The following is a 22611-nucleotide window of genomic DNA, read 5'->3' on the forward strand; positions in this document are numbered from 1 at the left end:
CGGGGTGCGCCTATTGGGTGGAGGAATAGAGCGGGCGCGGCGGCGCGAGATTGGCGGCCGAGGCCATGCCGAGGGAAGAACCGACAGCGGCCGGCGTATACATGACCGTCGCCGGGCGCGGCGTGATGCGGTCGCCGCCGTAAGCCGGGCGGGTCGCGTCATTGGCCGCGAAATACTGCGTGCCGGCGCTGGGCGCGGTCGGCTTGGCATGATGCGCATTATGATGCGGCTTGAGCGCGGACGGCGCCGGGCTGCCGGCATCGGCCAGAGACGTGACCGAGCCGTCCGGCGCGATATCCTGGCGCGTGACGGCCGGCTGCAGATGTTTCGTGGCATGATGCGTCACATGCGGCACGATCGCGGCGGCCAGGGTATGGGGCTGCACGGCCGTCACATGCGGCACGGCGACGGTCGCAGCAGCGGCTGGCGCAGGCGGGGGCGTCGGCAGGCTATTGTCGGCCGTGTCATCCGTCATGTCAGAGGCCGTCGCTGAGGGCGCCGGCACTACGGGTTGCAGCATCGCCACGGCCGTGCCGTCGGTCGCAGCGCCGGTGGGCGCCGTATTGGCGGCCATCGGCACGCCATGGGTTGGGTCGGTGGTCGGCGCGGCAAGGTCAGGCGTCGCCGGCGCGACTTTGGTGCCGGGCGGAAGCGGCGGCGGCAGGGCCGCCGCCAACTGGTCCAGCGTCATCAGCTGCGACGGGCCCATGGGCTTGAGCGCCAGATACTGATCGGACAGTCCCTGAAGACGTTCCGGGTCATTCATCAAAGCCCAGTCGGCCCGCAGCATGCGGGTCTTTTCCCGGGCCATGTCGATATCATGATAGGTGCCGCGCAGATCGGCATCGAGCGCGAAGGCGCGCTGCTTGACCTGATACAGGTAAAGGCCGGAGCCGGCCGCCAGCACGAGGCAGATGCAGGTGAAAGGTTTGATCATGCCGCAATCTCCGGCGCATCAAGCCTGCGCAAAGCCCGCAGCCGCGCGCTACGCGCCCGCGGATTGGCAGACGTTTCGGCATCGCCCGGCCGCACGGCCTTGCGTGTCACCAAAGAAAAGCTGCTGACCGTGGCGGGAATTAAGCCGCGCGGGTCATATCGAGACGGACCGGGCGCCTGGCCCGCAGCTTCACTCATGAAACGCTTAACAATCCGATCTTCGAGGGAATGGAAGGACACAACGACGAGTCGCCCCCCAGGACGCAGTATGCGAATGGCTTGCTCTAAAGCACGCTCAATTTCACCCAGTTCGTCATTCACTTTTATCCGCAGCGCCTGAAAACTGCGCGTTGCCGGATGAATGCCGGACCGGTCCGGCGGCATGACACTGCGGATAATTTCCGCCAGCCGCCCGGTAGTCGTGATCGGCTGCTCGGTGCGGGCCGCGACGATGGCGCGCGCAATGCGGCGCGACTGCCGCTCTTCCCCGAACTGATAGAGAATATCGGCCAATTCCTCGGCCGGCAGCTTAGCGACGAGATCGGCGGCACTTGGCCCATCCGCGCCCATGCGCATGTCGAGCGGACCGTCGTTGCGGAAGCTGAAGCCGCGGGCCGCGTCGTCGATCTGGAAGGAGGACACGCCGAGGTCGAGCACGACCCCGTCCAGGCTGGCGACGCCATGCGCTTCCAGCAATGCCATCAGGTCACCGAAACGACCTTCGACCAGATGCAGACAGCCCGGATAATGCGCGGCAAGCGCCGCGCCCCGCGCGATGGCCTGCGGGTCGCGGTCGATGGCCCAGATAGTGCAATCGGCCTGATCGAGAATGGCGCGGGTATAGCCGCCGCCGCCGAACGTGCCGTCGAGATAGACCTCGCCCGCGCGCGGCGCCAAAACGTCCAGCACTTCGTGCAACAGAACAGGGATATGGCCGGGCGCCTGCGCGTTCATCACGCTGCCCCCGCCGACGCGAGCGCCGGCACAGGACGGGGACCGCCGCCAAGCGTCAGGCCGCTGCTATTGACGATCTGCCGGGCTTCGGCCGCACGCTGTTTGGCGGCTTCCGGTTCCCATATCTGGAAGATGGGACCGGTGCCCATGAAGGTGACATTCTCCGAGATCCCGGCATGGCCCGCCAGCATCTCGTTCAGGAGGATGCGGCCTTCCTTGTCGGATTCAATCGGATAGGCATCGGCATAAATCGCCGCCGCCAGGTTGTCGTATTCGGGGCTGAACAGCTCGTAGCGATCCAATTGCTGGGCCAGCTTGTCGAAGACCGCCTGCGGCCAGGCCTCGACGCATGGGTATTTATGGGACGGGCGCAGGATCATGCAGACGCTGCCTTCAGTGGCAGTGCCGAAAGACCGCAGCGCCGTGCGGAAAGCCGCCGGAACCGATACGCGGCCCTTTGCGTCCAGCCGGTTAAGGTGGCTCCCGAGAAAATGTGTCATCGGGCCCTCCCTTCACCTGTGCGCTGGCCGCAGCGCCTCCATTGACACTTTTGGTGAAGCGCGACGCGCTCACACCAATCACCTCATGGGATGTCGTGGGTTATCATGGGTGTATGTGGGCGTCAAAGAATTTTACGGCCACAGCTTGACAAAAGACCTCAGCCCTCCGCCAAAAACCCTGGAAATCCGCCGTGCGCCCACGCGCGGGCCTGTACACGAACGCGTGTGATATTCCAGCGTCGTTTCAGAACGATATCAGCACGAGACGCCGGTTTCGAGCGGCAAGGGCGTCCTGGCCCATAATTTCCCATGACTGGCGTGACGTGATGCCCACGAAAGCCCATGGGAGACCGGAAAATTGCCAGACGGTCTGTAAGCCGGGTTCTGTCCGGGCCGCTTGCGCGGCCTTGGACGGCCATTCCTCTGGGACGCCCTTCGCAGAGCGCCTCACGCGACCAACCCGGGCGACGGGGCGGAAATGCCCTCGCGTCACGCATCATGTTGCCATGATACGCCGCCGGCCACCCCTATTCGGTCTTGCTCCCGGTGGGGTTTACCCTGCCCGCGCCGTTACCGGAGCGGCGGTGCGCTCTTACCGCACCCTTTCACCCTTGCCCGTGGAAGGCTTGCGCCTTGCACAGGCGGTTTGCTTTCTGTGGCACTGTCCCTGGGGTCGCCCCCGCCGGCCGTTAGCCGGCACCGTATTTCCGTGGAGCCCGGACTTTCCTCCATCCTGCCCCGAAAGGCAGAACAGCGGCCGTCCAACCGTCTGGCGGCGGGCTGATTGCGCCCCCCTGGCCTTGCGGTCAACCAGTGTTCTGCACAGATCTCATCACCATCTCCGCACGCAGCGCGGTTTCCGCGTCCGCCACGCCGTCGATCCGGGCGGGGCGCCAGCGGCGCTGAAAGGCGCGCAGCAGCGTGGCGAAGGCCGCCGCACCTTGCCCGACCGCAGGCACGGGGTAGCCGATCGCCGCCAGATCCGCGCGCAGCTTTTCCTCGTCAACTGATGATGCCGCAACATTCGCGGGAAAGTCCGGCCATAGGCCGATGCCCTGTGCCGCCAGCCAGGGCCAGTCGAACAGCTCGCCTGGATCTTCCTTGCGGTCTGGCGCGATGTCGGAATGCGCCACGACATTGCGCGCCGGAATGGGGTGGCGCGACAGAATACCCTGACAGAGCGTGGCAACGGCCGCCATCTGCACCGCCGGAAAGGGCCGGTAGCCCCATTCGTGACCGGGATTGACGATCTCAATCCCGATGCAGCGGCCATTTAAAGTCTCATGCCCGCGCCAGAAGGAAATGCCGGCATGCCAGGCACGGCGATCTTCCGTCACCAGGTTCCAGACCGTACCGTCTTCCTCGACGACGTAATGGGCGGAGACCCGCGCCTCGGGGTCGCAGAGCCGGTCGATTGCCGCCTGCCCCGTCTGCATGCCCGTGTAGTGGAGCACGAGAATATCGACCGGCTCATCCGCCGGCCGCGCGTCATGGTTCGGCGAAAGCCGTATCTTCACGACTTCCGCAGCACGTCGATCGGCACCAGCGCGCCGTCACGCTCGAAATGCCAGAAGGTCCAGCCGTTGCAGGAGGGCGCATTCTGCAATTCCGCACCCACCTTATGGATGGACCCGCGCAGGTCACCCGCGCTGACGCTGCCGTCCGGCCCGACGATGACCGAGACGCGGCGCTGCTTGTCATACAGCACCGTGCCGGCCGCCAGCGCACCAGCCTCGACCAGAGACCCGAAGGCGACGCGCGGCGTTTCCCGGCGCGACGGGGTGATGACCATCGCCTCGCTTTCCAGCGGCTTGGTCTGAGCCAGACGCGCCCAGGCGGCCTCGACATAGGCCGGATGCCGCTCGATGCCGATGAAATGGCGGTTCAGGCGCTTGGCGACGACCGCCGTGGTGCCGGTGCCCGAAAAGGGATCGAGCACGACGTCTTCGGGTGCGGTGGAGGACAGCAGAATGCGATGCAGCATCGCTTCCGGCTTCTGCGTCGGATGCAGCTTCAGACCATGCTGATTGCGCAACCGCTCCGGCCCGTTGCAGATCGGCAGAAACCAGTCGCTGCGCATCTGCAAATCGTCATTGGAGGTCTTCATCGCCTGATAGTTGAAGCGATAGCGGGAATCCCGGCCGCGCGCCGCCCAGATCAGCGTTTCATGGGCATTGGTGAAGCGCCGGCCGCGAAAATTCGGCATCGGATTGGATTTGCGCCAGATAATGTCGTTCAGCATCCAGAATCCCAGATCCTGCAACGCAGCGCCGATGCGGAAGATATTGTGATAGGATCCAATGACCCACAGCGTGCCGTCCTTGCGCAGCACGCGGCGGCATTCCGTCAGCCATTCATGGGTGAAACGGTCATATTCCGCGAAATCCGTGAAACGGTCCCAATCCTCGTCGACGCCATCGACCACGCTCTCATCCGGACGACGCAACTGCCCCTGCAATTGCAGGTTATAGGGCGGGTCGGCAAAGATGCAGTGAACCGACGCCGGCGGCAGCATTCGCATCATCTGAATGCAATCGCCAAGCAGAAGCTGGTTCAGCGGCAGTTCGCGCGTGAGTTCCACATTCCTCCTCATGGCGTTGAATCCGATGGCAGGCGGACGAGCGGGCGGAGGCACGTAAGACGTTTCAACATGATCGGACTCAGAGTGCCAGAGCGTTGTGACGGGACGGCGCGGCTTTGCCCTGAATTTTCGTCCAGGGCGCGGCGGTCTCCGCCGGGAGGGTTGGCACGTCGAGCAAAAGGGTTTCCTGAAGCAGCGCCCGCACGGGTGCGAAGGCGCGGCGATGATGCGGCGTGATGCCGACGGACGCCATGCCCTGACAATGGAGCGGCGTGCCGTAACCGGCGTTCCGCTCCCAGCCGTAATGCGGGTAGCGCGCGGCTAGCCGCGCCATCAGCCGGTCACGGATGACCTTGGCGATGATCGAGGCCGCCGCGATGGACAGACTGGTGGCGTCGCCGCCCACCACGCATTGCGCGGGACAACCGAAGACAGGCGCCATATTGCCGTCGACCAGCACGCTGTCGGGCCGCTGCGGCAGCCGCCGCATGGCCCGCTGCATGGCCAGGTGGCTGGCCCGGAGAATGTTGATATCCTCGATCTCAGCGACCGAGGCGGCGCCGACACCGATTTCCACGCCCTTGGCCGCACGCAGCGCCGCGAAGGCAGCGTCCCGGCGCAAGGCCGTCAATTTTTTCGAATCATCCAGCAGGCTGGCAAGCGCCTTCGGCACGCCCTTGGGGAAGACCACCGCCGCAGCCACGACCGGCCCGGCGAGCGGGCCACGGCCCACCTCATCCACCCCGGCGACGCGGCCACCGGCTGCCTTTTCCAGCTTGAAATGCGGTGCCATCAGCCCCGCCCGAACAGCCGGCGGAACAGGCCGCCCAGACCGCCGCCGGCATCCGCATTCGCCTGATTGTAGGACACATGCGGACGCGCCGCCGGCGGCCGCAAGGCGCTGCTGAGAAGCTGGCGGCCGATTTCACGATCCGCGATCAGGCGGCGCTGAAAATCGACGATGGCCATGGAGCTTTCGTCGAGCGGCTCTTCCAGCAGCGCTTCGGCCACCACAGCCGCGCGCGCGAAATCACCCGCACGGCGGGCCATGTCGATCAGGCAAAGGCGCGGCTGCACTTCCCGCGAGCCGGGCCAGAATTCGGCCGCCTGAAGGCGCCAGGCCTGCGCCCATTCCGCGTCTTCCGCGTCATCGGCGGCCCAGGCTGCCTGCAACAGGGCTTCCGCCGCCGGCCAGGCGTCGCCACGGCGCTGGGACAACAGCGCCCAGAGCAGGAAATGGCGGGCGAAGGCGGGCGCCTGATCGCGCAGCGCCGCATATTCCGGATCGTTGCGCACGACCTCGATATCCGCCTCGGTCAGCATCGTCAGGTCCGGCGCGGCAGCGCCGCAGCCCGAGCACACCGCCACCCAATGGCGCAGCGTGGAGCGCGCCGGCTCGCCGGGGCGGAAATCCAGATCGGGGGAGAGTTCCGCCGCCGGCGCCTTGAATTCCGGCCGCACGACCGCGCCGCATACCGCGCAAAGACTGCTCATCGGGCGCGCCTCACGCGGTTTCGCGGAAAGCGCGGAGACCGGCGGAGAGCCGGTCGAGCGCACGGGCCAGCCGGGCCGGCGCGACCGCGAAACAGACGCGCAGCCACCCTTCCCCGCTTTCGCCGAAAGCGATGCCGGGCGCGATGGCAACACCATGGTCGGTCACCAGACGCTCGGCCAAAGCCAGACTGTCGGTCAGGCCATCCACTTGCAGAAAGGCATAGAAGGCCCCTTCCGGCGAGGCATAGCGGATGCCGGGCACCTGCCCCAGAATCTCGGCCGCGATGCGCCGCCCCTCGGCGCAATGGGCGCGAAAGGCCGGCGGGGTGACGTGATCGGCGATGGCCGCCAGACCCGCATGCTGGATGAAGGGCGCGACGCCGGAATGCGTCACCTCGATCAGTTCCGAAAGCTCGTCCCGCACGCCTTCCGGCACGATCAGCCAGCCCAGACGCCAGCCGGTCATGACCCAGGTCTTGCTGAAGCTATTGGCGACGATGACACGGTCATCCGGCGCGGCCACGTCCAGCACGGAGGGCGCGGCATCGCGCCCGTCATAGACCAGACGGGAATAGACCTCGTCTGACACCAGCCAGCAGCCGTGGCGGCGGCAGAGCGCGAGGATCTGCCGCAACTCGTCCTCGGTTGCCGTCCAGCCCGTGGGATTATTGGGGGAATTGAGAATGAAGACGCGCGCACCGGCCAGGGCCTTGTCCAAAGCCTCCAGATCGAGATGCAGGCTGCCGTCCTGACGGGCGGAGAGCGCGATGGGCTCCACCTGGGCGCCGCGCAGACGGGACGCGTTGCCGGCATTGGGCCAGGCGGGCTCATGCAGCACGACGCGGTCACCGGCCCGCACGATGGCCGACAGCGCGACCGACAGCGCCGCCATACCGGAGGCCGTGACCATAACCCGGCTTTCCGCGACCGGCTGCTTGTGGAGCGCCGTCAGATAGTCCGCCAGCGCGTGACGCAGCGGCGGCAGGCCACGCACATCGGGATAGAGCGTATCGCCGCGCGCAAGGGCAGCATTCAGCGCACCGATGGCGGCGGCGGGACTTTTCTGGTCCGACTCACCGAAACATAGGAATTCGGTATCCGGGCGGCCGGAGGCCAGCCGCGCGACCGAGACGATTCGCGAACCCTGCAAACGGGCGAGATCAAATTGAGTGCCAGACATGCGAATCGGGCTATCACAGCCTGTCGAGCCGAGGCGAGAGGCAAAAAGCACTAGCCGCGCGGGACTGGGATTCGCCGAGGATTTCACGTGAATCGTCTTGATGGCACAGCGACTGCACGTCGCCATTCAATTGTCGCCCGAGGCTTCATGCCCGGGGGTCTACCCATTGCGGCGCCCAAACGCCGTCCCGGCACCTGAGCGGGTAGATGCCCGTGACAAGCACGGGCATGACGTTACTCAGGCCGGCGTGACGGAAAAGAGAGACAGAGCAGCCTGAGACTCAGCCGTCCTCGTCTTCGTCCTCTTCGAGGGCGAACTGATCGGCCTCGCGGTCGTAGCTGAACAGCTCGGCATAGCGGCCCCAGGCGACGATGGTGCGCATGGTATCGTCCGCATAATCCGGGGACATATAGTCCTCCAGCTCGTCACGAAACCGCAGCGCCGGGGCGCGGTGGTTCCAGCGCTCGTCCAGCACCTGACGAATCTGGCTGATCATCGGCACATGCGCCCGCAGCGCCGCCCCGAATTCCGCCTTGCGGTCATCCGTATCGGCTTCCACGAAGCGGCGGCCGGCATCCGTCAGCTTGATGTCGCCTTCCTCGAACTCGGCGAAACCCAGCATCTGCAAGGCTTCGCCGATGGGCAGCAATTCATCCGCCTCCATCTGGAAGGCGCTGGCCAGCGCCGGCAGATCGGCGCGTCCGTTATAGGGTTCGCCCTCGATGGTCTCCATCAGACCGGCCATGAGGTTGGTGGAGACGACCGGCAGCGCCTGGAAGGTCGGCGGCGGCGGCGGCGCGGCGGGACCGGTCACCTGCTGCGGCGTACGGTGCTCCACCGGGCGGCGGGTCATCAGCGCGTAGATATCGTCCACCAATTGCCGGAATTCCGGGTCCAGACGCTCACGCGGATGCGGAAACGGCACTTTCAGCTCGCTCGCGACCCGGCCGGGATTGGAGGAGAAGACCAGGATGCGGTCGCACATCAGCACCGCTTCCTCGATGTTATGCGTTACCATGAGGATGGATTTCACCGGCAGCTTGCCCTCCGACCAGAGGTCGATGAGGTCAGTGCGCAGCGTCTCGGCGGTCAGCACGTCCAGCGCGCTGAAAGGCTCGTCCATCAGCAGCAGGTCGGGATGCACGACCAGCGCGCGGGCGAGGCCGACACGCTGGCGCATGCCGCCCGACATTTCCTTGGGGTAAGCGTTTTCGTAGCCACCGAGACCGATCAGGTCGATCGCATCCTCGGCCCGCGCCTCGCGCTCGGTCTTGGCCACGCCTTGGGCTTCCAGGCCCAGCGCCACATTTTCCTCGACCGTCAGCCAGGGGAAGAGCGCGAAGCTTTGGAAAACCATGGAAACGCCACGGACCGGGCCGGTAATGGGCTTGTCGCGCCAGCGCACGTCACCCGCCGTCGGCTTCAGCAGCCCGGCGACAATGCGCAGCAGCGTCGATTTACCGGAACCCGAGCGGCCGAGCAGGCCGACGATTTCGCCTTCCCGCAATTCCAGATTGACGTCATCGAGGATGATGACGTCAGACGCCGCTTCCTTCGGGTAGGATTGCCGGCAATTGGCAATGCTCACCAGCATCGGCGTCGCCGTCGGTAGCGTATGGTCCATGGTCATCTCCGGCCGATAAGGGAGAGGCTTAGAAGGTCAGGCGGCGGACGGCAAAGGCGTGCAAAGGCCGCCAGAGAATACGGTTGATGGTCAGCACGAAGGCCGTCATGACGAAGACACCGAGCACGATATGCGCGGAATTCCCCTCATTGGTCGCCTGGGCGATGTAGGAGCCAAGGCCGCTCGCCGTCAGCGTGGTATGCCCCCAGGAGGCGACCTCGGCGACGATGGAGCTGTTCCAGGCAGCCCCTGAGGCGGTCAGCGCCCCTGTGACGTAATAGGGGAAAATGCCGGGGATGATGACCCGGCGCCACCATAGCAGCCCCTTGATGCCAAGATTGGCCGAAGCCTCCTTGAGATCGCCCGGAAAGGCCGAGGCCCCGGCCACGACATTGAACAGCACATACCATTGCGTGCCGACGATCATCAGCGGCATCAGCCAGATATTGGGATTGAGCGCGAAACGCACCAGCACGATGACGACGATCGGGAACAGCAGATTGGCCGGAAAGGCTGCCAGGAACTGGGTGACGGGCTGGATGAGCCGCGCCCAGCGTGGCCGCAGGCCGATCCAGACCCCGATCGGCACCCATACCGCCGTGACAATGATCATGGCGGCGGCAACGCGCAGCAACGTGTAGAAGCCGAGGAGCACGACATGGGCGAGGCTGCCGAGCGTGACGGATTCCGCCACGAATTCGGCGACATGCCAGAAGGCGAAAGCGACGACGATGCCGACGAGGGTGAACCAGACGCCGTCGACCACGCGCGACGGCTTCTGTGATTTCGCAGTCACCACCGGCATAGGCAGTTTCATGCGCAGCCCGCCGATGCGGTTCGCGATATCGCCGATCAGTTCCCCCAGCAATTGCAGCAGGCGCGTGCGGCGCAGGACGCTCAGCACCCAGGGGTCCGGTGCCTCGCCCCCGCTCGTCATCTCGAAGCGAAACTTCGCTGACCAGGCAACCAGCGGCCGAAAGAGAAGCTGATCGTAGATCAGAATGACCACGAGCATGGCGATGATGGCGTAGAGCACGGCGGGCAGATCGCTATGCGAGAGCGCGACGGAGACATAGGAGCCGATGCCCGGCAGCAGGAAGGTGGTATTGCCGACCGTCACCGCTTCGGAGGCGACGACGAAGAACCATCCGCCCGACATGGACAGCATGGTGTTGAAGACCAGGCCCGGCATGGCGAAGGGCACTTCCAGCCGCCAGAAGCGCTGCCAGATCGAGAGGCCGAAACTGCGCGACGCCTCGTCCAGATCGCGCGGCACCGTCGTCAGCGACTGGTAGAAGCTGAAGGTCATGTTCCAGGCCTGGCTGGTGAAGATCGCGAAGACGGCGGCAAGCTCCGCCCCCAGCACACGTCCCGGAAACAGGTTGAGGAAGAAAAGAACGGTAAAAGACAAAAAGCCCAGAATCGGCACCGATTGCAGGATATCGAGCGCCGGGATGAGGATGACGCCGAGGCGGCGGCTTTTAGCCGCCAGCGGCGCCACGATCAGCGTGAAGATGATCGAAAAGATCAGCGCCACGAACATGCGCAGCGTCGTTCTCAGCGCGTAATACGGCAGATAGCTGAGGCCGAGATGAATGGTATTGGCGGCGGGCAGTGGCGCCAGGGTGCCGCTCGCGGCATGGGCGACCAAGACCAGACCGGCCAGCACGCAGAGGATAGCGGCGGCATCCCAGAGATTGGGAACGCGACGACCGCTCACAAAGGCGGGCAGGGCCGATGTCGTCATGGGACTGCGCCTCTGGCCTGAAGACAAATGAATGGGGAAGCCGCGAAACGCGGCCGTCATCCTGCGCTCTAGACCAGGGACAAGGGGCCTGTCACCACCCTTCCGATGATGAACGGGTGACAGCCGCCCGCGAGGCGGCAAAGGGCCGAAAAATGCCGGCCGCGGAGCCTTCCCGACGGATCAGACGCCAGTGGAGCCGAAACCGCCCGCGCCGCGTGCCGTCTCGTCCAGGCTTTCCACCTCATGCCAGCGGATGCGCGTGACCGGTGCCAGCACGCCCTGGGCGATGCGCATGCCGCGCTCGACGCGAAAAACCTCGGTCCCGGCATTGAGCAGGATGATCTTGATCTCACCCCGGTAATCCTCGTCCACCGTGCCGGGCGAATTGGCGACCAGGATGCCGTTCTTGAGAGCAAGGCCCGAGCGCGGACGCACCTGCAATTCATGCCCCGCCGGCAAGGCCACCGCCAGGCCGGTCGGGATGGCCGCGCGGCCGCCGGGCGCGATCTCGACCGGCGCCGCGATGGCGGCCAGGAAATCGACGGCCGCCGCGCCGGCGCTGGCATAGACGGGCAAAGGCAGGTCCGCGCCATGGGGCAGACGGGTCACGGCAACGGGGGCTTCAGTCACGGCGTCTCTCCAGTCAATTCCTGCGCGATGCGGGCCGCGAGCCGCGCGGCTACCGCGTCTTTCGGCAAGCGTGGCCAGTCTTCGATCCCGGCCGCGCTGATGAGGTGAATTTCATTCTCTGTGCCGCCCATGACGCCGCTGGCCGGGGAGACGTCATTGGCGACGAGCCAGTCGCAGCCCTTGCGCAGACGCTTCGCCGTCGCATGGGCTATGACGTCATCGGTCTCGGCGGCGAAACCGACGACAAGGCGGGGCCGTAGCGGGCCAGGCTCCGAAATCGTCGCCAGAATATCGGGATTCGTGACGAAGGTCAGCGCGGGCATTTCCGCGCCCGGCTGCTTTTTGATCTTGCCCGTGGCAGGCTCCGCCACCCGCCAATCGGCGACGGCGGCGGCAAGCACCGCGATATCGGCCGGCAGCGCCGCCCGCACGGCGGCCAGCATCTCTGCCGCGGTTTCCACATGCAGGACCGTCACGCCGGGCGGATCGGCGATCGTCACCGGACCCGCAATCAGCGTCACCCTTGCCCCCAGCGCCGCCAGCGCCTGGGCGATGGCATGGCCCTGCCGGCCAGAACTGCGATTGGCGATATAGCGCACCGGGTCGATCGGCTCATGCGTCGGCCCGCTGGTGACAAGGGCATGATGCCCGGCCAGAGGCCGCGCCTTCGGCGTTAGCATGGACAAGATATGATCGAGGATCACCGGCGGCTCGGCCAGACGGCCGGGGCCGAATTCGCCGCAGGCCATCGGCCCTTCCTCGGGCTCGACCACCGTGACGCCTCGGCTTTTGAGGGTCTGGATATTCCCAGCCGTGGCCGCATGGGTCCACATGCGGACATTCATGGCCGGCGCGACCAGCACCGGCTTGTCGGTCGCCAGCAGCAGTGTCGTCGCCAGATCGCCGGCAAGACCCGCCGCCATCTTCGCCAGGATATCGGCCGAGGCCGGTGCGACGACGACAAGATCGGCGGCGCGGGACAGCTGGATATGGCCCATCTCGCTCTCATCCGTGAGCGAGAAAAGATCGTGATAGACCTTCTCTTCCGTCAGCGCCTGAAGCGACAGCGGGGTCACGAATTCCGCCCCCGCCTTTGTCAGAACGGCAGTGACGGCGGCGCCCGACTTTTTCAGCAGGCGCACCAGTTCCAGCGCCTTATAGGCCGCGATCCCACCCGAAACGATGAGCAGGATGCGCCGGCCGGCGAGGGTCACAGCTTCCAACCCGAATGGATGGCGGCGATGCCACCCGAGAGGTTGCGATGGGTGACGCGGCCGAAGCCTGCGGTGCGCATCATCTCGACCAGCGTCTCCTGATCCGGAAACATGCGGATGCTCTCGGCCAGATACTGGTAGCTGTCGGCGTCATTGGCGAAAAACTGCCCCAAGCGCGGCAGCACCTTGAAGGACCAGGCTTCGTAGAGCGGGATTAAAGCCGCGATTTCCAGCCGGGAGAATTCCAGGCAGTGGAAACGCCCGCCCGGCCGCAGAACGCGCCGTGCTTCCCGCAGCACGGCATCCTTATCCGTGCAATTGCGCAGGCCGAAGGCCATGGAGACCACGTCCACGCTATTGGCCGGGATCGGCAGGGCTTCGGCGTCCGCCACCAGGAAGGTGAGGTCACCGATCAGCCCACGCTCCACCGCGCGGTCCCGCCCGACTTCCAGCATGGCCGGATTGATATCGGAGAGAATAGCCGGGCCGCCGCCCTTTTTCAGCCAGCCGAAGCTGATATCGCCGGTACCCCCGGCGAGGTCCAGCAGCTTGCGGCCCGGGCGCGGGTCCAGCAGCGTGGTAAAGATCTGCTTCCAGGCCCGGTGAATACCGAGGGACATGAGATCGTTCATCAGATCGTAGCGTGGGGCCACGCTCTCAAAAACCTCGCGGACAAGGTTCTTTTTGTCGGCCCGGGGTACATCCCGGAAGCCGAAATCGATCTGGTCGGAAGATATCTGGTCTGGCATGGCTTTGTCGGTCATCGTGCATCCCCTATACGCTGGCCAGAGAGATGCCGGAACTCCCTGAAGTTGAAACCGTTATGCGCGGGCTGGCCGCGCGGCTGGAAGGCAAGACCCTCCGCCGGGCCGCGCTTGCGCGCGGCGATCTGCGCCGCCTGATCCCGCCGGGCTTCGCCGCACGGCTGACGGGCGCGCGCGTCACCAGCTTCCGCCGCCGTGGCAAATATATTCTCATGCGCCTGTCGGGCGGCGACAGCGTGCTGATCCATCTCGGCATGTCCGGCCGCATGGCCATCCACGGGCCGGATGATCCGCCGCCCCCGCCCGCCAAGCACGAGCATCTGGTGATGGAGACCGAGGACGGCTGGCGGGTCGGCTTTATCGACCCCCGCCGCTTCGGCCTGCTGGACCTGATGCCGACGGACGCCGAGGACGGACATTCTCTGTTGGCTGGCATGGGGCCGGAGCCCCTGGACGCGGCCTTTACCCCGGCGGTGCTGTCGGCAGCGCTGGCCGGCCGCAAGACGCCGATCAAGACGGCCTTGCTGGACCAGCGGATCGTCACCGGCCTGGGCAATATCTACGTCTCGGAAGCGCTGTTCCGTTCCGGCATCAGCCCCGAGCGGCTGGCCGGCACGGTGGCCGGCGCGCGGGCCAGGCGACTGGTGCCCGCTATCAAGGAAACGCTGACCGAAGCGATTGCAGCCGGCGGATCCAGCCTGCGGGACTATGTGCAGCCGGACGGAGAGTTGGGCTATTTCCAGCACGCCTGGAAAGTCTATGGCCGTGAGGGCAAACTTTGCGAGCGCTGCGACGATCAACCGGGCTGCCCGGGCATTCGCCGCATCGTGCAGGCGGGGCGCAGCACATTCCTATGCCCAAGGACACAAAAGTGACGCAGACCACGGGCGTGGAACAAAAAAGTGATGATGGCATGCGTAACGTTTTGTGGCCATCACGCAAGGCAGAGGCGCCTTTACCGCCCGCCCTTTCGCTTGACTCACCCCCCGGTCGAATTTAGAGAAGCCCCCTCATTCCGGGGTGGCGATGCGGCTGCTCCATAGTCACTGTTTGGATGTCGATTAATCATGGCCAACACTGCCTCCGCCCGTAAGCGTATCCGTCAGACGGCAAAGCGCACCGAGCGTAACGTCGCCCGCCGTACCCGCATGCGTCACGTGATCAAGTCCGTCGAGACCGCAATCGCGAGCGGCGATAAGGCCGCTGCCCAGGCCGCGATCCAGGCGGCTCAGCCGCTGCTGCAGAAGGCCGCGAACAAGGGCGTTGCCCACAAGAATACGCTGGCCCGGAAAATGTCCCGCATGTCCGGCCGCATCAAGGCTCTTGCGGCCTAACTCGGCATCTTATTAAATGGGAGCAGGCGCGAGCCAGGCTCCCATTTCGTTCTGCGTTGCCCGCTCCCCCTAGGGGTTAGATAGTTTACCTGAAAGAACAGGCACACTATCGGCGCGCAGAGCCTGGCTATAAATCCAGTCAACATCGCCACAGGCGTGTTAGACGGATGGCTGTTCAGCATAAATCCAAATATTATATAAATATTTGAGCGTGGCTGTCTATTTTTGTCGCGCAGTTTTACTTTGGCTCGATTTGATTCCGGTTGCCTCGCACCTCAGCGTGACCTAACTTGGTTGTCATGAAGGCGGTACGGGGCTTGCGGCGCAAAACCCCGAAATCGGGAAAATGTTTGTTGTGGGCTTGCTTTTTCACAAAAGCGGGGCGGGTGTCAGCTTGTTCAACGCGTCATGGAGCTTCATTTGAGAGCCGCATCCGACGTTAGGTTGGAAGGAAGCGAAATCGCCGCGCCGGCTGAGCTGGCTGCCGAGTGGTCTCGTGTGCGTACGCGCCTTCAGACCGAGGTCGGAGAGGTCGAATATCGTACCTGGCTGCGCCAGCTGAGCCTGGGCGGCGCCGACGGCGATGAGGTGACGGTGCTGCTGCCGACCCGTTTCCTGCGGGACTGGGTGCGCAGCCATTACGGCGACCGTCTCAGCGCCTTGTGGCAGGCCGAGAATAACCGTGTCCGCCGGGTCGATATCCGCGTGGGCCAGGGCGCGCAGCCTTTGGCTCCGTCCGTCGCGCCGCCGCAGAGCGCGGCCGGGACAGCCACCGAGACGGCTGCGATCACCGATATTGCCAATGGCGCCATCGCGGCCGGCGCCGACGCGCTTGACGACAAAAACGAAGGCCGCGGCGACGGCATCCTGCTCGACCCGCGCTATACCTTCGATACATTCGTCGTCGGCAAGCCGAACGAATTTGCCTTTGCCTGCGCAAGCCGCGTGGCGGACCAACCCTCCTCCCCCGGCTTCAACCCCTTATTCCTGTATGGCGGCGTCGGGCTGGGCAAAACCCATCTGATGCACGCCATCGCCTGGAAGCTGCAGACGAGCCGCCGCACAGGCGTGCCGCCGGTGACGGTCGCCTATATGTCGGCCGAAAAATTCATGTACAAATTCATCGCCGCGATCCGCAATCAGTCCACGATCGAGTTCAAGGACAATCTGCGCAGCGTCGACGTGCTGATGATCGACGACCTGCAGTTCCTGATCGGCAAAGACAATACGCAGGAAGAATTCTTCCATACCTTCAATGCCCTGGTCGATGCCGGCAAGCAGATCGTGGTTTCGGCCGACAAGTCGCCGTCAGACCTGTCGGGCCTGGAAGACCGCCTGCGCACGCGCCTGGGCTGCGGCATGGTCGCCGACCTGCATGCCACGACCTTCGAGCTGCGCATCTCCATCCTGGAAGCCAAGGCGGCCAAGGCCAGCGTTTCCGTGCCGCCGCGCGTGCTGGAATTTCTGGCCCATAAGATCACCAGCAATATCCGTGAGCTGGAAGGGGCCTTGAACCGCCTCGTCGCCCATTCCGCCCTGTTCCAGCGCCCGATCACGCTGGAGACGACGCAGGAAGTGCTGCACGATATCCTGCGCGCCCACGACCGCCGGGTGACGATCGAGGAAATTCAACGGAAAGTGGCGGAACATTACAATATCCGCCTGACCGACATGGCCTCCGCCCGGCGTGCCCGCAATGTCGCCCGTCCGCGTCAGGTCGCGATGTTCCTGGCCAAGCAGCTGACCAGCCGCAGCTTGCCGGAAATCGGCCGGAAATTCGGCAATCGCGACCATACGACCGTCATGCATGCGGTCTCCCGCGTGGCCGGGCTGATGGAGGGCGACTCGGCCTTCGCCGAGGACGTGGAATTGCTGCGCCGGATGCTCGAATCCTGATCACCGGATGCCCCGCGCGACAGGCGCGGCGGTTTAGGTTAAGTTCCGTCCAGCAAAGTTTCCCCCGCTTGCCGGGATGGCGGTTGCTGCTAATCTGCCAGCCCTTTTTGGCTTTCCGAGGTTAGACCATGAAATTCAAGGCCGAGCGCGCGGTGCTGTTGAAGGCTCTCGCCCATGTGCAGAGCGTGGTCGAGAAGCGCAACACCATCCCCATCCTCGCGAATCTCATGATGGTGGTGAAGGACGGCACGCTCAGCCTGACCGCGACCGACATGGAAATCGCGATCGTGGAGCAGGTGGCGGCGACCACATTGCAGGACGGCGCGGCGACGGCGCCGGCCGCGACGCTGTATGAAATCGTCCGCAAGCTGCCCGACAGCGCCGAAGTAGAGCTGGAGCACACGGGCGGCGACGCGCCGCTGAGCCTGCGCGCCGGCCGCTATACCACCAGCCTGATGGTTCTGCCGGTTGATGACTTCCCTTCGATGACGGCGGGTACCCTGCCCCATGCCTTCAAGCTGCCGGCGCAGTTGTTGCGCGGCATGATTGACCGCACACGCTTCGCGATCAGCACCGAGGAGACGCGCTACTACCTGAACGGCATCTATGTGCATGCCGTGGCCAGCCCCGAAGGCCCCAAGGTGCTGCGCGCGGTCGCGACCGACGGGCATCGTCTGGCCCGCGTCGAGGAAGCGCTGCCCGAAGGCGCGGACGACATTCCCGGCGTCATCATCCCGCGCAAGACCGTGCTCGAAGCCCGCAAGCTGCTGGACGAGGCGCAGGAGGATGTGGAAGTTGCGCTGTCCGACACGCGCATTCAGTTCAGCTTCGGCACCGTGCGCCTGACCAGCAAGCTGATCGACGGCACCTTTCCCGAATATGACCGCGTCATTCCGCGCAATAACGACAAGATCCTGCGCGTCGACAAAAAGGACTTCGCCGAGGCGGTGGCCCGCGTCTCCGCCATTTCGACCGAGCGGTCCCGCCCGGTGAAGCTGGCGCTGGACCTCGACCGGCTGACGCTGTCGGCCGCCAGCCCCGACCAGGGATCGGCGACCGAGGAACTGGACGGCGGCCGCGTTGCCTATTCATCGACGCCGCTCGAAATCGGCTTTCAGGCCCGCTACCTCAACGACATCACCGACCAGATCGGCGGCGAGGTGGAATTTCTCTTCTCCGACGGCTCGGCGCCGACGATCGTGCGCGACGCCGGCGACGTGACGGCGCTCTACGTCCTGATGCCGATGCGTGTCTGAGTTTTCCAGCCCCCTTGCGGCGGCGCCGTTTCATCTGCTCCGCCTCGATCTCACGGACTTCCGCAGCTATCCCTCCCTGCAATGGCGGCCGCAATCCCGGATCACCGTGATCAGCGGCCCCAATGGCAGCGGCAAGACCAATCTGCTGGAGGCTTTATCTTTGCTGGGGCCGGGCCGTGGCTTGCGCCAAGCCAAGGTCGCGGAATTTCCGCGCCTGCGGCCGGAAGGCGGCAGCGGCTGGGCCGTGGCGGCGCGCGTGCAGACGCCGGATCTGGCCGAACCGCTACAGATCGGCACCGGCAGCGGCCCGGATGCCAGCGAAAGGCGCGTGGTGCGGCTGGACGGCGCGGCCGCCAGCCAGGCCGAACTCGCCTCCCATATCGCCGTGACCTGGATCACCCCGCAGATGGAGCGGCTGTTCGGCGAAAGCACCAGCGGCCGCCGCCGGTTCCTGGACCGGCTGGTCTGGGCTTTGGACCCTGCCCACGCACGGGAAGTGGCGGCCCATGACGCGGCCATGTCCCGGCGCAACCGCCTTCTGGCCGAAGGCCATGGCGACCCAGCCTGGCTTGCCGGAATCGAGGACGGCATGGCCCGCCATGCGGTCGCCGCCACCGCTGCGCGCCGCGCGCTGGTGACGCGGCTGAATGCGATGCTGGCGGAAGGCGCGGTCGCCCCCTTCCCCGCCGCCCGTCTGTCTCTCATCTGCCCGATCAACGACCGGTTGGCGGCTGAACCCGCGTTGGCGGTGGAGGACTGGCTGCGCGGCGCGCTGGCCGCGTCCCGCGCGCGCGATGCCGCCGCCGGCAGTTCCTCCCTCGGCGCCCATCGCGCCGATTTCGGCATGAGCGACCTCGCCACCGGGCGCCCGGCCGCGCTCGCCTCCACCGGCCAGCAGAAGATGCTGCTGCTCGGCACCATTCTGGGTCATGCGCTGGTCATTGCCGAAGCGCGCGGTTTCGCGCCCTGGCTGCTGTTGGACGAGCCACTGGTGCATCTGGACGATCAGCACCGCAGGGCGCTGCTCGACGCCCTTATTCGGCTGCCGGCGCAGTGTTTTCTGACCGGAACCGATGCCACTGCGTTTCATCCTTTGGGCGAGCATGCCGACTACCTGCAATGCATGGCGGCCGGCCTGCTCGCAGCGCCCGGTTTCGCTAGGCCGCAGACCCAAGAATCGTTATAGTGCCTTCTATTCCCCGCATTCTGGAGTGATTCTCGGCATGTCCGAACCCGCCGCGCCTACGCCCGTTGAGACCCCCGAGATCCACGCCTACGACGCCGCCTCCATTTCGGTCCTGAAGGGTCTCGATGCCGTTCGCAAACGGCCCGGCATGTATATCGGCGATACCGATGACGGGTCCGGCCTGCATCACATGGCCTTCGAGATCATCGACAATGCGGTGGACGAGGCCCAGGCCGGATTCGCCACGAAAGTCACGGTCGCCCTGAATGGTGACGGGTCCGTCACCGTGCGCGACAACGGACGCGGGATCCCCACGGATATCCACCCGGAGGAAGGCATTTCGGCCGCTGAACTGGTGCTGACGCGGCTGCATGCCGGCGGCAAGTTCAACCAGAACTCCTATAAAGTCTCCGGCGGCTTGCACGGCGTCGGCGCCGCCGTTGTCAACGCATTGTCGGAATGGATGGATGTGCGTGTCTGGCGCGAAAACACCGAGCATTATATGCGCTTCCAGCACGGCGAGCGCGACGCGCCCCTGGTGGAGATCGGCCCCAGCGATGTCGAACACGGCACCGAAATCAGCTTCAAGCCCAGCGCCGGCACCTTCACGCATATCGAATTCGACTATGCCATTCTGGAACGCCGCCTGCGGGAGCTGGCCTTCCTGAATTCCGGCCTCGATATCAGCCTGCGCGACGAACGCCACGCCCCGGCGGTCGAAACCCGCTTCTTCTACGAAGGTGGACTTGTCGCCTTCGTAGAATGGCTGGACCGCGCCCGCGCGCCGATCTTCACGCCCGCGCTGACCGGCAATCTGGAAGACAAGGCCAGCGGCATTCGCGTAGAATTCGCGATGTCCTGGAACGATTCCTATCACGAAACCATGCTGTGCTTCACGAACAACATTCCGCAGCGGGATGGCGGCACGCATCTGTCCGGCTTCCGCCAGGCACTGACGCGCATGGTGACGAAATATTCCGAAGGCATGGGCAAGAAGGACAGCCTGCAGCTCACCGGCGACGACATGCGCGAAGGCCTGACCGCCGTGCTGTCGGTGAAGGTGCCGGACCCGAAATTCTCGTCCCAGACCAAGGAAAAGCTGGTCAGTTCGGAAGTGACGCCGGCCGTGCAGGCGGTTGTCGCCGACTCGATCAGCCATTGGCTGGAGACGCATCCCAAGGAAGCGCGCAGCATCATCCAGAAGGTGATGGACGCGGCCAGCGCCCGCGAGGCCGCCCGCAAGGCCCGCGAATTGACGCGCCGTAAGGGCGTGCTGGATGTGTCAACGCTGCCCGGCAAGCTGGCCGACTGCCAGGAACGCGATGCATCCAAATGCGAAATCTTCATCGTGGAAGGTGATTCGGCCGGCGGCTCGGCCAAGCAGGGTCGCGACCGCAAGTTCCAGGCGATCCTGCCGCTGAAGGGCAAGATTTTGAACGTCGAGCGCGCGCGCTTCGACCGCATGCTGGGCAGCGCCGAAATCGGCACGCTGATCACAGCGCTCGGCACCGGCATCGGCAGCGGCGAAATCGACCAGGGCGGCTTCAATGTCGAAAAGCTGCGCTATCATCGCATCGTCATCATGACGGACGCCGATGTCGACGGCTCACATATCCGCACGCTGCTGCTGACCTTCTTCTTCCGCCAGATGCCGGAGCTGATCACGCGCGGCTATCTCTATATCGCGCAGCCGCCGCTGTATCGCGCCAAGCGCGGCAATGACGAACGCTACCTGAAGGACGACCGCGCGCTGGAAGACTTCCTGCTCAGCAAGGCTCTGGCGGAGGCGCGGCTGACCTATGCCGATGGCATCGTCATCGAAGCGAATGAGTTGCAGGAGGCCGTGGGCTTTCTGCGCGAAGCCTGGAACCGCGTGCGCCGCCTGGCGACAGCCGCGCCGACGACGATCATCGAACAGGCCGCGATTGCCGGCGCGCTGTCCATGCCGACCAATGACGGCGACGCACTCAGCCATGCCCAGGCACTGGCCGAGCGGCTGAACACGATGATGCTGGACGGCGAGGCCGGCTGGCTTGGCACCGGCGACCTCATGAGCGGCATCACCATCACCCGCCGCGTGCGCGGCGTGGGCGAGCGCTATACGCTGGATGCGGCGGCGCTGCGCAGCGCCGATGCGCGCTGGCTGGCGGAACGGCGCGAGCGCATTGCCGGCGAATTCGGCCGTGCGGCGACGCTGAAGCTCGATAGCCGCGAGGAGAAGGTGGCCGGCCCCGCCGCCGCCTTCGAGGCGATTCTGGCCCACGGCCGCCGTGGCTTGACCATTCAACGCTTCAAGGGCCTGGGCGAAATGAACCCGGACCAGCTTTGGAAGACGACGCTGGACCCGAAGATACGCACGCTGTTGCAGGTGAAAATCGGCGACGCCGAGGAAGCAGCCCAGGTCTTTTCGACGCTGATGGGCGATGTGGTGGAACCCCGCCGCGACTTCATCGTCGGCAATGCCTTGAAGGTCGCGAATCTCGATATCTGAGATTCTTCTGCTGCCGCAGGGCGGCAGACCGTCACCCCTTCGCCATGCCCCCTGCAACGCCCGGCCTTTCGCGGCGTGCAGGGGCATGGCCTGGTTGATCCGGCAGATTGATGTGACGGCGCCTGTTGCCCCATAATAGCATTCTGCCGAATGAAGGACTGTCTCGATGGTGCGACCGGTAACGATCGACTTCGTGTCGGATATATCCTGCCCCTGGTGCATCATCGGGCTTCGCGGCCTGGAAGAAGCCTTGGAGCGCACGCGAGACACGGTCGAGGCTGAGATTCGCTTTCAGCCCTTCGAGCTGAATCCCGACATGCCCCCCGAAGGCGAGAACATCGTCGATCATATCACGGCCAAATATGGTTCGACGCCCGAGCAATCGGCCGCCACGCGCGACATGATCCGCACGCGCGCCGCGAGTGTCGGTTTTACGACGGCGATGTCTGACGAAAGCCGCATCTACAATACCTTTGACGCGCACCGGCTGCTGCATTGGGCCGAGCAGGAAGGGCGGCAGGCGGCGCTGAAACATGCGCTATTCGCGGCCTATTTCACGGACGGCAAAAACCCGTCCGATCCTGATGTGCTTGTCGCGGCCGCCGAGGCAGTAGGGCTGGACGGTGCATCCGCCCGCGCGCTTCTGGCATCGAACCGCTATGCCGACGAGGTTCGCGACGCGGAAGACCTGTGGCGGTCACGCGGCATCAACTCGGTTCCGGCGGTCGTGATCGACGGGCGTTATCTCATTTCCGGCGGGCAGCCGCCGGACGCTTTTGAGCAAGCGCTGCGGCGCATCGCTGAAGACAATCAAAAACCCTGAC

General features: G+C 65.2%; 20 protein-coding genes and 1 other RNA gene. 7 read left to right on the forward strand and 14 right to left on the reverse strand.

Annotated elements, in window-relative coordinates; translation table 11 throughout:
* Positions 1-10 precede the first annotated feature (10 nt).
* From ftsL to ASILVAE211_RS05260, 14 genes are all read right to left on the reverse strand, one after another.
* Positions 11-937, reverse strand: a complete 927-nt coding sequence (ftsL, locus tag ASILVAE211_RS05195; RefSeq protein WP_227320239.1) for a cell division protein FtsL — start codon at positions 935-937, stop codon at positions 11-13.
* Entirely contained in the window at positions 934-1893 is a 960-nt protein-coding gene (rsmH, locus tag ASILVAE211_RS05200) for a 16S rRNA (cytosine(1402)-N(4))-methyltransferase RsmH (RefSeq protein WP_406566016.1), read from the reverse strand. Before rsmH ends, ftsL begins: the two co-directional genes overlap by 4 nt.
* Positions 1890-2390 (reverse strand): division/cell wall cluster transcriptional repressor MraZ, encoded by a 501-nt coding sequence (mraZ, locus tag ASILVAE211_RS05205; RefSeq protein ID WP_227320241.1) that lies wholly within the window; start codon positions 2388-2390, stop codon positions 1890-1892. The genes rsmH and mraZ overlap by 4 nt, the downstream gene beginning before the upstream one ends.
* A 357-nt stretch (positions 2391-2747) precedes the next feature.
* Positions 2748-3163, reverse strand: an RNA gene (rnpB, locus tag ASILVAE211_RS05210) — RNase P RNA component class A.
* A 33-nt stretch (positions 3164-3196) separates the two neighbouring features.
* Positions 3197-3907 (reverse strand): N-acetylmuramoyl-L-alanine amidase, encoded by a 711-nt coding sequence (locus tag ASILVAE211_RS05215; protein WP_227320242.1) that lies wholly within the window; start codon positions 3905-3907, stop codon positions 3197-3199.
* Positions 3904-4983 carry a site-specific DNA-methyltransferase gene (locus ASILVAE211_RS05220; RefSeq protein ID WP_227320243.1) on the reverse strand — a complete coding sequence of 360 codons (1080 nt, stop codon included), beginning with the start codon at positions 4981-4983 and terminating at the stop codon, positions 3904-3906. The genes ASILVAE211_RS05215 and ASILVAE211_RS05220 overlap by 4 nt, the downstream gene beginning before the upstream one ends.
* Before the next feature lie 67 nt (positions 4984-5050).
* Entirely contained in the window at positions 5051-5764 is a 714-nt protein-coding gene (locus tag ASILVAE211_RS05225) for a ribonuclease HII (RefSeq protein WP_227320244.1), read from the reverse strand.
* Entirely contained in the window at positions 5764-6465 is a 702-nt protein-coding gene (locus ASILVAE211_RS05230; protein WP_227320245.1) for a hypothetical protein, read from the reverse strand. Before ASILVAE211_RS05230 ends, ASILVAE211_RS05225 begins: the two co-directional genes overlap by 1 nt.
* Positions 6466-6475: 10 nt before the next feature.
* Complete coding sequence (locus ASILVAE211_RS05235) at positions 6476-7645, reverse strand: pyridoxal phosphate-dependent aminotransferase (RefSeq protein ID WP_227320246.1); 1170 nt, start codon at positions 7643-7645, stop codon at positions 6476-6478.
* A 280-nt stretch (positions 7646-7925) separates the two neighbouring features.
* Positions 7926-9275 (reverse strand): ABC transporter ATP-binding protein, encoded by a 1350-nt coding sequence (locus tag ASILVAE211_RS05240; protein ID WP_406566017.1) that lies wholly within the window; start codon positions 9273-9275, stop codon positions 7926-7928.
* Positions 9276-9297: 22 nt separating this feature from the next.
* The gene (locus ASILVAE211_RS05245) at positions 9298-11016 is read right to left on the reverse strand and encodes an ABC transporter permease (protein ID WP_227320248.1); all 1719 of its coding nucleotides are present in this window, start codon (positions 11014-11016) and stop codon (positions 9298-9300) included.
* A 180-nt stretch (positions 11017-11196) separates the two neighbouring features.
* Positions 11197-11646, reverse strand: a complete 450-nt coding sequence (gene dut / locus ASILVAE211_RS05250) for a dUTP diphosphatase (protein WP_227320249.1) — start codon at positions 11644-11646, stop codon at positions 11197-11199.
* On the reverse strand, positions 11643-12860 hold the full coding sequence (gene coaBC, locus ASILVAE211_RS05255) for a bifunctional phosphopantothenoylcysteine decarboxylase/phosphopantothenate--cysteine ligase CoaBC (RefSeq protein ID WP_406566018.1): 1218 nt from the start codon (positions 12858-12860) through the stop codon (positions 11643-11645). The genes dut and coaBC overlap by 4 nt, the downstream gene beginning before the upstream one ends.
* On the reverse strand, positions 12857-13624 hold the full coding sequence (locus ASILVAE211_RS05260; RefSeq protein WP_227320251.1) for a class I SAM-dependent methyltransferase: 768 nt from the start codon (positions 13622-13624) through the stop codon (positions 12857-12859). Before ASILVAE211_RS05260 ends, coaBC begins: the two co-directional genes overlap by 4 nt.
* Before the next feature lie 29 nt (positions 13625-13653).
* Between ASILVAE211_RS05260 and mutM the strand changes: the two genes are divergently transcribed.
* The 7 genes from mutM to ASILVAE211_RS05295 all read left to right on the forward strand — a co-directional run bounded on the left by mutM (position 13654) and on the right by ASILVAE211_RS05295 (position 22610).
* Entirely contained in the window at positions 13654-14499 is an 846-nt protein-coding gene (mutM, locus tag ASILVAE211_RS05265; protein WP_227320252.1) for a bifunctional DNA-formamidopyrimidine glycosylase/DNA-(apurinic or apyrimidinic site) lyase, read from the forward strand.
* Positions 14500-14691: 192 nt separating this feature from the next.
* The gene (gene rpsT, locus ASILVAE211_RS05270) at positions 14692-14958 is read left to right on the forward strand and encodes a 30S ribosomal protein S20 (RefSeq protein ID WP_227320253.1); all 267 of its coding nucleotides are present in this window, start codon (positions 14692-14694) and stop codon (positions 14956-14958) included.
* A 408-nt stretch (positions 14959-15366) separates the two neighbouring features.
* Complete coding sequence (dnaA, locus tag ASILVAE211_RS05275) at positions 15367-16854, forward strand: chromosomal replication initiator protein DnaA (protein WP_227320254.1); 1488 nt, start codon at positions 15367-15369, stop codon at positions 16852-16854.
* A 128-nt stretch (positions 16855-16982) separates the two neighbouring features.
* Positions 16983-18110, forward strand: coding sequence for a DNA polymerase III subunit beta (dnaN, locus tag ASILVAE211_RS05280; RefSeq protein ID WP_227320255.1), 1128 nt, complete (start codon positions 16983-16985; stop codon positions 18108-18110).
* Complete coding sequence (recF, locus tag ASILVAE211_RS05285; protein ID WP_227320256.1) at positions 18103-19296, forward strand: DNA replication/repair protein RecF; 1194 nt, start codon at positions 18103-18105, stop codon at positions 19294-19296. The genes dnaN and recF overlap by 8 nt, the downstream gene beginning before the upstream one ends.
* Before the next feature lie 37 nt (positions 19297-19333).
* Complete coding sequence (gene gyrB / locus ASILVAE211_RS05290) at positions 19334-21787, forward strand: DNA topoisomerase (ATP-hydrolyzing) subunit B (RefSeq protein WP_227320257.1); 2454 nt, start codon at positions 19334-19336, stop codon at positions 21785-21787.
* A gap of 166 nt (positions 21788-21953) precedes the next feature.
* Entirely contained in the window at positions 21954-22610 is a 657-nt protein-coding gene (locus tag ASILVAE211_RS05295; protein WP_227320258.1) for a DsbA family oxidoreductase, read from the forward strand.
* The last annotated feature ends 1 nt before the right edge of the window (position 22611 follow it).

Origin of the sequence: Acidisoma silvae (assembly GCF_020618775.1) — a bacterium.
In the GTDB taxonomy this organism is placed as follows: domain Bacteria; phylum Pseudomonadota; class Alphaproteobacteria; order Acetobacterales; family Acetobacteraceae; genus Acidisoma; species Acidisoma silvae.